The 12,567-nt window shown below is 63.3% G+C and carries 11 protein-coding genes; 1 reads left to right on the plus strand and 10 read right to left on the minus strand.

Annotation, left to right across the window (positions count from 1 at the left end):
• A partial coding sequence (locus tag BM438_RS28365; protein WP_279630563.1) for a citrate/2-methylcitrate synthase occupies positions 1-224 on the minus strand: 224 nt, incomplete at its 3' end.
• A gap of 286 nt (positions 225-510) precedes the next feature.
• On the opposite strand from BM438_RS28365, the gene prpR reads away from it, so the two are divergent.
• On the plus strand, positions 511-2,487 hold the full coding sequence (prpR, locus tag BM438_RS28370; RefSeq protein WP_093641159.1) for a propionate catabolism operon regulatory protein PrpR: 1,977 nt from the start codon (positions 511-513) through the stop codon (positions 2,485-2,487).
• Here the strand turns inward: prpR and BM438_RS28375 are convergent.
• From BM438_RS28375 to BM438_RS28415, 9 genes are all read right to left on the minus strand, one after another.
• Positions 2,444-2,854 carry a helix-turn-helix domain-containing protein gene (locus tag BM438_RS28375; RefSeq protein WP_093641162.1) on the minus strand — a complete coding sequence of 137 codons (411 nt, stop codon included), beginning with the start codon at positions 2,852-2,854 and terminating at the stop codon, positions 2,444-2,446. The genes prpR and BM438_RS28375 overlap by 44 nt on opposite strands.
• Positions 2,851-4,020 (minus strand): NAD(P)/FAD-dependent oxidoreductase, encoded by a 1,170-nt coding sequence (locus tag BM438_RS28380; protein WP_093641165.1) that lies wholly within the window; start codon positions 4,018-4,020, stop codon positions 2,851-2,853. Before BM438_RS28380 ends, BM438_RS28375 begins: the two co-directional genes overlap by 4 nt.
• Entirely contained in the window at positions 4,017-5,387 is a 1,371-nt protein-coding gene (locus BM438_RS28385) for an FAD/NAD(P)-dependent oxidoreductase (RefSeq protein WP_093641168.1), read from the minus strand. The genes BM438_RS28380 and BM438_RS28385 overlap by 4 nt, the downstream gene beginning before the upstream one ends.
• The gene (locus tag BM438_RS28390) at positions 5,372-5,686 is read right to left on the minus strand and encodes a (2Fe-2S)-binding protein (RefSeq protein ID WP_054039288.1); all 315 of its coding nucleotides are present in this window, start codon (positions 5,684-5,686) and stop codon (positions 5,372-5,374) included. Before BM438_RS28390 ends, BM438_RS28385 begins: the two co-directional genes overlap by 16 nt.
• Positions 5,683-7,527, minus strand: a complete 1,845-nt coding sequence (locus tag BM438_RS28395; RefSeq protein ID WP_093641171.1) for an ABC transporter ATP-binding protein — start codon at positions 7,525-7,527, stop codon at positions 5,683-5,685. Before BM438_RS28395 ends, BM438_RS28390 begins: the two co-directional genes overlap by 4 nt.
• Positions 7,527-8,483 (minus strand): ABC transporter permease, encoded by a 957-nt coding sequence (locus BM438_RS28400; protein ID WP_093641174.1) that lies wholly within the window; start codon positions 8,481-8,483, stop codon positions 7,527-7,529. Before BM438_RS28400 ends, BM438_RS28395 begins: the two co-directional genes overlap by 1 nt.
• Positions 8,480-9,433: an ABC transporter permease gene (locus BM438_RS28405; RefSeq protein WP_093641177.1), complete on the minus strand. Its 954-nt coding sequence runs from the start codon at positions 9,431-9,433 to the stop codon at positions 8,480-8,482. Before BM438_RS28405 ends, BM438_RS28400 begins: the two co-directional genes overlap by 4 nt.
• Before the next feature lie 122 nt (positions 9,434-9,555).
• Complete coding sequence (locus BM438_RS28410) at positions 9,556-11,172, minus strand: ABC transporter substrate-binding protein (protein WP_093641180.1); 1,617 nt, start codon at positions 11,170-11,172, stop codon at positions 9,556-9,558.
• A 67-nt stretch (positions 11,173-11,239) separates the two neighbouring features.
• Positions 11,240-12,514 (minus strand): NAD(P)/FAD-dependent oxidoreductase, encoded by a 1,275-nt coding sequence (locus tag BM438_RS28415; protein ID WP_093641183.1) that lies wholly within the window; start codon positions 12,512-12,514, stop codon positions 11,240-11,242.
• Positions 12,515-12,567 lie beyond the last annotated feature (53 nt).

Raw genomic sequence — 12,567 nt, forward strand, 5'->3', positions numbered from 1 at the left:
TCAGCCTGCGTCGGCAGCTTTTCGTGGACCAGCAGATACGCGATCTCTTCGAATTCGCAGGCACCGGCGATGTCGAGAATGTCGTAGCCGCGGTAATGCAGGTCGTTGCCGGTCTTGCCGACCGTACAAAGGGCAGTGTTGCCAGCCGTCACGCCGGACAGCGCAACGGATTTCTTCGGTTTGAAGGCGCCTGCGTTCGGCGTGCTGTTATCGGCTTCACTCATAATTTCGTCTCCAACTGCGGGGGTTGCGTTCGTGCGGCAATTAGCGCGCTGAGCTTGTCTTGCGGGGTTTCGATGCGGGAACCGGTGAAAACGGAGGCTATAACGCAAAGAATGGGCCATGCGGAACGCACGCCGCTAAGTGCCTGATTTAACAAAAAATCCTGTCCCGGCCATAGAGCCACCCGATTTCACAAGTGAAATCGCATATTTCAAATTCGAAAACGACAGGTGCATAATAGGCGGACTTCTCGCCCTTCCCGCCTCTCTCCAGACAACGAGCCCCGCCGTGAGCACGCCCCCCTTCGACCCCGCGCAGCGCCCTCGTATCTGGGCCGTCAGCATCAGCCGTCTGCGTGATCTGTTTTTCGACATTGCCGGCGAGTACGTCGAACGCGCCGATCTGCGCATCGTCGCGCATGGCTTCGAAGACGCCGTGCATGAGATCGACGCGGTCGGTGCCGGGCGTCCGGATGTCGTGATTGCCGGCGGCTCCAACGGCGCGTATCTGAAAACGCGCGTCAGCGTACCGGTCGTGCTGATCGGTCCAACCGGCTTCGACGTGATGCACGCGCTCGCGCGAGCGCGGCGCGACGGCGCCAAAGTCGCACTCGTCACGCACGGCAACACGCCAGACGAAGTGCGGCGTTTCATCGCCGCGTACGGCATCGACGTGACCTTTGCGTCGTATCAATCGGCGCAGGATGCGGAGAGTGTCGTTCTCGACCTGCGCGATCGCGGCATCCAGGCCGTGGTCGGCCCGGGGCTCATCGCCGATCTCGCGGCGAACGCCGGCATGGGCGCGGTGTTTCTGTACTCACGCGCCTCGGTACGCGCTGCGTTCGATACCGCACTCGAAGTCGCACAGGCCACCCGCCGCGAAACGGTTCGGCGTCAACGGCTCGACAATCTGCTGCAGCATCTGCGCGACGGCGTCGTCGCACTCGATGCGCAAGGACGCGTCGAAGCGATGAACCAGCGGCTTGCCAGCGTCCTCGGCATCGATGCAGCACAGGCCGTGGGCCGCGCGCTGCTCGATCTCGCACCGGATCTCGCCGGCAGCTTGCCGGACGCGGACGGCGACACGTTCTGCACGGTGCGTGGCGCGAGCTACATCGTGCATCGCGGGCCGCTCGCGAGCAGCAGCTCGGCGGCAGGCACCGTGCTGACGTTTCAGGAATCGCGCGCGGTCGAACGGCTCGACCGCACCTTGCGCTCGCGGCAACGCGTGCAGCAGTTCAGCGCGCGTTATCAGCTTGGCGATATCGTCGGTGTATCCGATTCGATCGAACGGGTCCGCACGCTCGTGCAGCGCTACGCCAAATCGGACGCCACCGTGCTGATTCTCGGCGAAAGCGGCACCGGCAAGGAGATGGTCGCGCAGAGCATGCATCAGCTGAGCGCGAGGCGCGACTTCGCCTTCGTCGCCATCAATTGCGGCGCGTTTCCTGAGGCCTTGCTCGAGAGCGAGTTGTTCGGCTATGAGGAAGGCGCGTTCACCGGCGCACGCAAAGGCGGCAAGGCGGGGCTGATCGAAGTGGCGCACCGCGGCACGCTGTTTCTCGATGAAATCGCCGAAATGCCGCTGTCGTTGCAGAGCCGATTATTGCGCGTACTGCAGGAACGTGAAGTCGTGCGGCTTGGCTCGACGGAGCCGACGCGAGTGGACATCCGGGTCGTCGCGGCGACGCATCGTGCGTTGACCGAGGGCATCGAGGTCGGCAGTTTTCGCGCCGATCTTTACTACCGGCTCAACATTCTGAGCATCGCACTGCCGCCGCTGCGTGAGCGGCCAAACGATCTGCTGCCGCTCGCGATCGAACTGTTGCTGCAGGCGGCGTCGCGTGAGCCGAGACTGGCGGCTCGCCTGCCCGATGCGGATGCGGCGAAGCGCGTTCTCGCTAGTCTCAGCGAGCCGTTTAAGCGTCACACGTGGCCGGGAAACGTGCGTGAACTACAGAACGTGATCGAGCGGATTGCGGTTGAACTGGCAGATGCGGATATGGGCACGGGCACGGATTCAAACAGCGCACCAGAAACCCTCTTCACGCGCGAGGTTCTGCGCACCGTCGCACCTGAAATCTTCGATCAACCCCACACGCGCACGAAGAAAGCAGCGCTAACGTTACGCGAGCGCAGCCGTCACGTGGAAGCAGACGAAATCCGCGCCGCCCTCGCCGCCTGCGACGGCGATCGCGATGCGGTTTGCCAGGCGCTCGGCATCAGCAAGACGACGTTATGGCGGAAGCTGAACGCGGCGCAGTAGCCTGAACGACACCACCGTGCTTCACTGCATTCTTCGCCGCGTTCGCGCCAGCGCGCGCGATGAACATGCTGGGCGTCATCCCGCAGCATCGCTTGAAATGCCGGCCGAAGTGGCTTTGATCGAAGAATCCCACCTCCGTGGCAACAACCGATCCCGGCACACCTTCGAGCAACAGAGTCTGCGCCCGCTGAATCCGCAACCCGCACAGATAGCGATAAGGCGACGAACCATACTGCTGACGAAACACCGTCGCAAAGCGCGACACGCTGAGCGCGGACAGCGCGGCGAGTTGCGCGAGCGTCACCGGCTCGTCGAAATGGGCTTCGATAAACGCCCGGGCGGCATTGAGGCTGATGGACTGTTTCATGACGTCGCGATAGTCGAGCGGGGCGCGGCTTGCCTCGCGAACCGGGTGACGGAAAACACGTCGAGGGGAATGTCCGTACGACCTGTATCGACGAGCTCGGCCAGCGTCTCGCCAACACCCGGACCGATCTGAAAACCGGACCCGCAAAAACCGAACGCGTAGTAAAGACCGTCGACCTTGCTGCTCGGCCCGATCACCGGCTCACCGTCCGTCAGATAACTTTCCACGCCGCTCCACACGCGAATCACATGCAGCGGCACCATCGCGGGCACGAGCCGCCGCAACTGTGCGACTTGCCGCACGGTATTGCGCGGCAGGACCGATGCGCGGCACGTCACGGCATCCGCCGGCCCAGCGGGACCGCCGCCGAGAATGATATTGCCGCGCGGAATCTGGCGAAAATAGATGCTCTCTTCCTTGATCGATGTGAACACACCCATCGACGACTTGAACACATACGGCACCGGCTCGGTCACGGCCATCTGCGGTCCGCTCGCGACAAGCGGAACGGGTTCGCCGAACTGTTCGGTGAGACGGCTCGCCCAGGCGCCCGCGCAGATCACGAGTTGCGCGGCCCAATACACCTCGCCGCCCGCGCTCTCCACGCGAAACCGCTCACCTTCTTTTTCAACACGCACGATCTCGGTGTTCTCGATCACCTGGGCGCCAAGCCGCGCGGCCGCACGACCAAATGCAGGTGCTGCGAGACGCGGATTGGCGTGGCCATCGAGTGGCGAAATCGATGCCGCCAGCACCTCGCGCCCGAGAAACGGAAAGCGCTGGAACATGGCGTCGCCGTGCAGCACCTTGAGGTCAAGACCATAAGCGCGGGCGTCGATCGCATATTGATCGAAGTTCTCCACGTCTTTCTGGTGGTAGCACACACGTGTGTGCCCCGACGCCAGAAACTCGATGTCCTCACCGAGCAGTTCCGTGGAGCGTTGCCATGTGCGCAGCGCGCGATTCGCCATCGCCAGTTGTGGCAACGCGCGACCCTGCCGCCGGATGCCGCCGAAGTTCACGCCACTCGCCTGTTGTCCCGTGAGCCCACGTTCGAGCAGGATCACCGAACGCTTACGCTGACGCAGGAAGAAGGCGGTCGTCGTCCCCATGATGCCGCCACCGATCACGATCACATCGGCTTCGTTTGTAGTCGTCGTACTCATTCGCTCACCTCTTCGGTAAGCGCCACAGGTAGCGGTTTAACGGGCGCCTGGCCGCGCAGCCGTCCCACCGAGGACAACGGCACACAAGCCGCCGCCGCAATGATCTCAGCGCCTGCGTGACCGCAATAACGCCCCTGGCAGCGGCCCATGCCGACGCGCGAAAACGCCTTGGCGCGATTGGCTTCCTGCGCGCCGGTCGCGTGCACCACACGACGCAACTCGCCGGCTGTAATCGCTTCACAACGGCAGACGATCGTTTCATCCGGCAAGGACGCGGCGAATTTCGCCGGCCACGGAAAGGCTTCGCGCAAGCCCGCGGCAAAGCGCGTGAAACGTGCGAGTTCGGCGCGCAACTGCTCGACGCCTCCAACATGCATGCCGTGATCGCGCAACGCCGCCAAGGCCGCGAGACGGCCCGAACGTTCGGCTGCGTCCGCACCGCGCACTCTTGCGCCGTCTCCCGCGAGGTAGACGCCCTTGATGCTGCTACGGCCGTCGTCGTCGATTTGCGGAAGCCACTGCTGCGTGTTTTCGTCGAACAGGAAGCGGCACCCCGCGAGGTCCGCAAGCTGCGTCTCGGGACGCAGGTGATAACCGAGCGCAACGGCATCGCACGCCAGCGCCAAGCGTTCGCCGCCGGGCAACGCAACCACGACGCCGCTCACGCCCTCTTGCGGCGAACCTTGAATCTCCAAAGGCTGCACGCCGCGATATACCAGCACGCGAGCCTTTGCGAGCACACGCGTCAACGCAATACCCTTTTTGAGCGCGGCAGGAATCGCCAGCAAACGCGGCAGCGCAGCCACACGCTGCATGAACGTCGACGTATCGAGCACGGCGGCCACCTGTGCGCCCGCCTTCACGTATTGTGCGGCAACGAGATACAGCAGCGGGCCGCTGCCCATCATCACGATGCGCGAACCGATCGCACAGCCCTGAGATTTCAGCGCAACCTGCGCGCCACCGAGGCTATATGTGCCGGCCTGGTGCCAGCCCTTGACCGGCATCAGCCGGTCCGTCGCGCCGCTGCAAACGATCAGGGAATCGAACCTTAGCGTCTGGTAGCGCGTGCCGCTTGCCAGATGCACGGTGTTCGGCGAAATATTCCAGACCAGCGTTTCCGGCAGATAATCGATCTTGCCCTTCAGCGCATCGAAGCTTTCGTGCAGCGAAGCGGCGCGTTCAGCTTCGGTGCCGTACAAGGTCTCGTAGCTGCGCGAAAACCCTTCCGGTTGCCGCCGATAGATCTGGCCACCGTCACGCCGCCCTTCATCGATAACCGTCGGCCGCAGCCCCGCTTCAACCAGCGCCTCTGCAGCGCGCACGCCCGCCGGCCCGGTGCCGATGATCACTACACGCGGGGCCATACACCCTCCGCGGCTTCGGCCAGCTTCGTCACGATCGACATGCCCGGCGCCGCAGGCGTACTGCACGCCCGCATGCGTTCGCCTTGTGCGGTCCAGACCCAGCAATCCTGGCACGCACCCATCAAACAAAAACCGGCGCGGCGGCCATCGCCGAATTCGGAATCGCGCAACGTGCTCACGCCGGTCAGCAAGGCAACCATCAAGGTGTCGCCCTCGGCGGCTTCGCGCACGACGCCGTCCACGGTAATCGGAAACGTCTTGCGCCCCGTCTCCGCGAGTCGCACAAATCGTCCGTTCATACCGGGGCCGCCTCTTCGGTCTGCAAGCGATTCAACTCGGCGGCCGGATGATGGCAAAGAATCTCCGCGCCCGAAGGCAATTTCTTAAGGGACGGCGGCGTCATATTGCACATGCCGTCGATACGCACTGGGCAGCGCGCGCGAAACGCGCACAACTCGGGAATATCCGCGCTCTCACCCATCGCCGGCAACGTGGCGCAACCGATCTCGCGGCGCGCATCGAGCCAGCCCGGTTTCAAAGCGGGCACCGAATCCACCAGCAATTCCGTGTACGGGTGATACGGCGGCGCCGCGAGCACATCGCGCTGCCCGGCTTCCACGCGATGCCCCGCGTACAGCACGACCACTTCGTCGCAGATCGCCCGCACGGTCGAGATGTCGTGGCTGATGAACATGTACGACACGCCGAGTTCACGGCGCAATTCGGCCAGCAGGTCGAGGATCGCCGCGCCGACCACCGTATCGAGCGCGGAGGTCACTTCGTCGCAGAGAATCAACGCAGGATCGGCCGCCAGCGCGCGCGCCAGATTCACGCGCTGCTTCTGGCCGCCGGACAGTCCGGCAGGCGTGCGCGTGGCAATCGACGCCGGCAGCTTCACCAGATCGAGCAGCTCCAACATGCGTTTCTTCGCAGCCGAGCCACTCAGATGGTGATAGAACGCGAGTGGACGGCCCAGAATATCTGCGATCGAATGGCTCGGGTTCAGCGCCGTATCCGCGTTCTGAAACACGATCTGGATCTGCCGATACTGCTCCGGCGTGCGGCGCGACAGTTGTGCGGGCAACGGCTTGCCGTCGAACAACACTTCGCCGCCCGCACGATCGACAAGACCCGCCACCACGCGCGCGAGCGTTGTCTTGCCGGAGCCGGATTCACCGATCACGCCGAGCGTGCTGCCGCGCGGGATTGACAAACTGACGTCGTCGAGCACGCGCACGGCGGGATTGCCGAAGCGATCGATACGTCCGTAACCCGCCGAGAGTCCGCGAATTTCGAGTAGCGGCGGAATGTGCTTGCCGAGATTCTTCGGCGTCTCCAGCTCCGCTTCCGGACGGCGCGTAGCGGCAAGCAGTTGACGCGTATAAGTATCCACCGGCGCATCAAGCACTTGCGCGACCACGCCGTTCTCCTTCACCGCGCCGCCATTCAGCACGACGATGCGGTCCGCCATCTGCGCGACCACAGCCAGATCGTGCGACACGTACACGGCGGTCGTGCCGAGTTCGCGGATCACTTTCTTGAAGGCCGCGAGCACTTCGATCTGCGTGGTGACATCGAGCGCGGTGGTCGGCTCGTCGAACACCACCACAGCGGGATCGGTGATCAACGCCATCGCGGCCATCAAGCGCTGCAACTGGCCGCCGGACACTTGATGCGGATACCGCTCGCCGATCGTCTCCGGCGCGGGCAGCGCCAACGCGCGAAACAGGTCGATCGCTTTCGCGCGCGCCGCGTCTTTCGTCATCAGGTGATGCAGCAATGCCGGCTCGGTCACCTGATCCATGATCGTGCGCGCCGGATTGAAGCCTGCCGACGCACTCTGCGCGACATACGCCACAGTCCGTGCCCGCAATGCGCGACGGCCCTTCGCGTCGAGCGACAGCACATCCACCTCGCCGACGCGCACCGAGCCGCTGCTGATCGAACATCCTGCCCGCGCATAGCCGAGCAAGGACAACGCGATGGTCGTCTTGCCCGAGCCGGACTCGCCGATCAACGCCAGGACCTCGCCCTTCTTCACCGAAAAATCGACGCCCTTGACGATCTCCGTCACCGGCCCCGGCGCGGCACCGGCGACAACCCGCAGCCCCTTCACTTCAATCATGTCCCGATCAGCCATCATGCACCTCCATGGCTACGGCCACGACGCCGCAAGTTGTCGATCAGCAGATTCATGCCGATGGTCAGCGTCGCAATCGCAACGGCCGGCATCAGAACGGCAGGCGCGCCCTCGGACAGACCGCCGATGTTCTCGCGCACAAGCGAACCCCAATCGGCATTTGGCGGCTGCACGCCAAGACCGAGGAAACTCAGCCCGCTCAGCAACAGCACGATGAACACAAAGCGCAAACCAAAATCGGCAAGCATCGGATGAATCATGTTCGGCAGCACCTCGACACGTGCGATATAGAAGATGCCTTCGCCGCGCGCTCTCGCCACCTGCACGTACTCCAGCCCCATCAGGTTCACCGCGAGCGAGCGCGAAATACGGAATGCGCCGGGGATATAGGCCAAAGCGGCAACAGTCGTCAACATCGGGATCGACGAACCGAACGCCGCAATCACCACGAGCGCGAGCACCTTGCTCGGAATCGAAATCAACGCGTCGAACAGACGGCTCAGGATTTCATCGACCCAACGCCCGGACACCGCGGCGAGCAAACCGAAGAACGTGCCGATCAAACTGGCGAGCACGGCAGCAGCCAGCGCGAGGCCCATCGTATAGCGCGCGCCGTAGAGAATCCGGCTCAACATATCGCGGCCGAGATAGTCGGTGCCGAGCGGATAGGCCGCGCTATAGCGGCCGAAGATCTCCGTCGACGTCAGCGTTCCGCCTTTATACGGTGCAACCAGCGGCCCAATGAACGCGACGATCAGCCAGAAGGTCACCAGCACGAGGCCGATCAGGCCGAGCACGGAGAAGCGATGCACCAGCCGTTTCAACACGCCCTGCTTAAGCGTTGCCGTTTCGACGACCGGCGTCTCGATGACGGGTTCATCGACGCCCAGGTCGTACAGCTCGGTAGTGGCGTGGGGAACATGAGGAACGTGGGGATTGGTAGGTTGGCTCATCATCGACGCAGCCTCGGATTGGATACGATTTGACACAGGTCGGCGATCAGCACCAACGCGAGATACGCCGCGCAGAACACCATCACGCAGCCCTGCACGAGCGGCATGTCACGGTTGGTGACGGCATCCACCATCAGGCTCGCGAGGCCGGGATAGTTGAAGATCGATTCCACGATCACCACGCCGCCGAACAGATACGACAGGCTCAACGCCACCGCATTGGCAATCGGGCCGATGGTGTTGGGCAACACATGCCGCAACACCACACGGGCGGGCGACGCGCCCTTCAACACCGCCATTTCCACATACGACGAATTGAGCTGATCGAGCACCGCGGCTCGCGTCATGCGCGCCATCTGCGCGACGATCACGCAGCACAGCGTCATCACCGGCATCGCGTAGATGCGCAGCAGCGCGCCGAACGAATGGACCTCCGAGAGATACGACAGCGCCGGCAGCCAGCGCAGCTTGACGGCGAAGATCAGCACGGCGATGGTGGCGATCAGAAATTCCGGCACGGCTACCGTCGACAGCGTGAGCACGTTGAGCGTGCGATCGAGCAGCGAACCGCGGAACATTGCCGACGAAATACCGATCAGCAAGGCCACAGGCACCGAGACCAGCGCCGTCAGCCCAGCCAGCACTAGCGAATTCGGCAGGCGCGTGGCGATCAACTCGCTCACGGGCAGATTGTTTGACAGCGAGGTGCCGAAGTTGCCGCTGACAATATGAAAAAGCCACTCGAAGTAGCGTTGCAGCGCCGGTTGGTCGAGCCCGAACTGATGCCGCAATGCCGCGACGGCTTCCGGCGTTGCCGCCTGGCCGAGCGCCTGTTGAGCGGCATCGCCGGGAAGCAGCCCAGTGATGGCGAACACGACCGCGGAGACCAGCAGTAGCGTAAGCAGCGCGAGGCCAAGGCGCGCGGCGATGAGTCGTTGCGCATGTGCTTTCATCGAAAGTCGGCTCCAAGGGTAAAGCCGCACGCCGCAAACAGGCGGCGTGCGTATTGCCGGGTTCGACTTCCCAGTTCGTCAAACTGGAAACCCTTCTTTACTGCATGTCAGGCAAGACCAGCTCAAGCATCCAGCCAGACGTTTTCCGCGAACATGAAGCCCATCAGGCCAGCCAGCGGAATCGAGCCGAGGCCCTTGAGTTTCGTCGTGTAGGCATCGAGCGAACTCTGGAACAGCGGAATACCGACGCCGCCGTTTTCATGCACCAGCACCTGCATGTCGCCGTAAATCTTCTTGCGCTTAGCATCATCCGGTTCGCCGCGTGCTGCAAGCAGCATCTGGTCGAACTTCGGGCTCTTCCAGTTCGCTTCGTTCCACGGTGCGTCCGACTTGAAGAACTGGGTGAAGATCACGTCGGCGCTCGGACGCGCGTTGACGTTGCCGAAACCCAGCGGATGCTTCATCCAGTGGTTCGACCAGTAACCATCGGACGGCACGCGCGACACCTGCAGATTCAGACCGGCTTGCGGCGCGACCTGCTGCAGGAACATCGCCATTTCAACCGAGCCCTCTGCTGCCGGCGAAGCAAAAATCTGGATCGGCGCGCTGCCGACCTTCGCCTTCTGGAAATGGAACTTCGCCTTGTCCGGATCGAAGGTACGCTGCGGCAAGCCGGCCAGGTAGTACTTGTTGGTCGGATCGATAGGCTGGTCGTTGCCGATCGCGCCGTACCCCTGGAAGATCGCGCGGCGCATCTGCTCGCGGTCCTGCAGGTACATCATGCCTCGCCGAAAATCGTCGTTGCCGGTAATGCCGCCTTCGTCGCGAACCACCAGGTCGGTGTACAGACCCGTCTTCGTCTCCAGCACGGAGAAGCCGCCGGCACCCTTGATCTGCGTGGTCGAACGCGGGCTCACCGCGTTGATCAGTTGCACGTCGCCCGAGAGCAGCGCGTTCACACGCGCCGACTCGTCGCCAATGCCGATCAGTTCGACTTCGTCCAGATGCGGCAGGCCCGGCTTCCAGTACTTCTCGTTCTTCACGCCAACCGTACGCACGCCCGGCGAGAATTCCTTGACCTTGAACGGGCCGGTGCCGACCGCCGTTTTGAAATCTTTGGTGCCGTCCTTGATGATCTGGAAATGCGAGGTGGCGAGAATCACCGGCAGATCGGCGTTCGGACCTTCGAGCGTGATCGTCACTTCGTTCGGACCCGTCGCCTTCACTTCCTTGATCTGATCGGCGAGCGTCTTCGCTTTCGACGCCGTCGCCGGATCCTTATGGCGCATGATCGAATACACCACGTCTGCCGGCGCGAGCGACTTGCCGTCGTGGAACTGCACTCCGGGGCGCAGCTTGACGACCCACACCGTCGCATCCGTCGTCTCCAGCGCGGTGGCGAGCGCCATCTTCGCGCCGAGATGCGAATCGAGTTCGGTCAGGCAGTTGTAGAACATGAAGCCGCGAACATAGTCCGTGCCGAGCGCGCCCTTTGCCGGATCGAGCGTGTCGGCGGCCGATGCGGACTGCGTCGCCACCCGGATCTTGCCGCCCTGCTTCGGTTTCGCTTGCGCAAATGCCTCGCCGCTCGCGGTCAGAAGACCCGCGCCCGTCACCGACATCATCCCGGCCGCGGCCATCGCGCGCAGCACGCCGCGCCGCGACGCGCCTTTTGACGTCAAGCGCTCCAACTCGGTACCGAGTTGAAGAGCGTCATATTGTGAGGTTTCCTTATTCATCGAACTTCTCCGCGAGGGTGACAGGGATAGCAGCGTGGTTTTTAATGGCAAATGCAACAGTGAAGAATCAATAGAAAATGTCTTTGATGCGGTAGTACGTCCCCACCAGCGGCAGGAACCAGGGTTTGCCGGTGTGGCCTGGAATCGCCGGCCACTCCGACTCGCGCCACGGATTGCGCTCTTCGTGGCCGTCCATCACGTCGGCCATCACCTGGCCCATGTGCGTCGACATCTGCGTGCCGTGGCCGCTGTAACCCAGCGAGAAGTAAATTCCATCGTGCTGCCCGGCATGCGGCAGGCGGTCCGCGGTCATATCCACGAGGCCGCCCCAGCAATAGTCGATGCGCGCATTGGCCAGCATCGGGAACATCGCCGCGAGACCTTGCTGCAGAATCCTGCCGCTCTTCGCGTCCGATGGCCGCTCGGACGCCGTGAAGCGTGCGCGGCCACCGAACAGCAAACGTGAATCGGGCGTCACGCGGAAGTAGTTATGCATCAACCGCGTGGTGGTATACGCGCGCCGGTTCGGAAACACCTGTGCCAGCAGTTCCGGCGCCAGCGGTTCCGTCACGACGATGAACGAACCCACCGGCGCAAGCCGCCGCCGGTACCAGCCGAACGGACCATGCCGCGACGGGCCGGTGGCGATCAACACCTGCTTTGCGCGCACTTCACCGCGTGCGGTGGTGATCTTGAAGCCGGCGCCGTCCTTCGCGATCGCGGTGACCGCCGCGTTTTCATACAGCTTCGCGCCGCGGCGAACCGCGGCATCGGCGAGCCCGACCGTGAACTTGCCCATATGCATCTGGCCGCCGTGCCGTTGTAGCAGCCCGCCGTAAAAACTGTCCGACTGGATCTCGCTGCGAACCCGCTCACGTCCGATTAATTCGATATCCGTATCGACTTCGCGCCGGATCAACTCCGCCGTCTTCTCCAGATGCGCCAGGTGATGCGGTTTCGACGCCAGCTTCAGCTTGCCGGTCGCGCTGTAATTGCAATCGATGCTTTCCTCGCGAATCAGACGCTCGACCGTATCGACCGCATCCGAAAACGCGCGGTAGCAGGCGCTCGCCCGCTCCACACCGAGTTGCGCAACCAGCGCGACGAAGTCCTGCGCGACGCCGGTATTGACCTGCCCGCCGTTGCGCCCGGACGCGCCGCCGCCGATGCGCCCTGCGTCGAGCACCGTCACCGAAGCGCCGCGCTTGCCCAAGGCCTGTGCCGCCGAGAGTCCGGTGAAGCCGCCGCCGATCACAACGACATCGGTTTGGCCTTCGACCGGACCTTCACACGCCGAAACGAGCGGCGGTGCGGTGTCGAGCCAATAGGAATCGAGCTTCATCCGGTCTGTCCTTGAGATGGGCAATGAGCGAGGCGATCAATGTGCAAACGTCG

It is taken from the genome of Paraburkholderia aspalathi, from assembly GCF_900116445.1.
Lineage (GTDB): Bacteria > Pseudomonadota > Gammaproteobacteria > Burkholderiales > Burkholderiaceae > Paraburkholderia > Paraburkholderia aspalathi.

Coding starts and splice junctions, on each gene's coding strand:
- BM438_RS28410 (WP_093641180.1), bottom strand. CDS start 11,172: ATGAATAAGGAAACCTCACAATATGACGCTCTTCAACTCGGTACCGAG.
- BM438_RS28380 (WP_093641165.1), bottom strand. CDS start 4,020: ATGAGTACGACGACTACAAACGAAGCCGATGTGATCGTGATCGGTGGC.
- BM438_RS28385 (WP_093641168.1), bottom strand. CDS start 5,387: ATGGCCCCGCGTGTAGTGATCATCGGCACCGGGCCGGCGGGCGTGCGC.
- BM438_RS28390 (WP_054039288.1), bottom strand. CDS start 5,686: ATGAACGGACGATTTGTGCGACTCGCGGAGACGGGGCGCAAGACGTTT.
- BM438_RS28415 (WP_093641183.1), bottom strand. CDS start 12,514: ATGAAGCTCGATTCCTATTGGCTCGACACCGCACCGCCGCTCGTTTCG.
- BM438_RS28405 (WP_093641177.1), bottom strand. CDS start 9,433: ATGAAAGCACATGCGCAACGACTCATCGCCGCGCGCCTTGGCCTCGCG.
- BM438_RS28400 (WP_093641174.1), bottom strand. CDS start 8,483: ATGATGAGCCAACCTACCAATCCCCACGTTCCTCATGTTCCCCACGCC.
- BM438_RS28375 (WP_093641162.1), bottom strand. CDS start 2,854: ATGAAACAGTCCATCAGCCTCAATGCCGCCCGGGCGTTTATCGAAGCC.
- BM438_RS28395 (WP_093641171.1), bottom strand. CDS start 7,527: ATGGCTGATCGGGACATGATTGAAGTGAAGGGGCTGCGGGTTGTCGCC.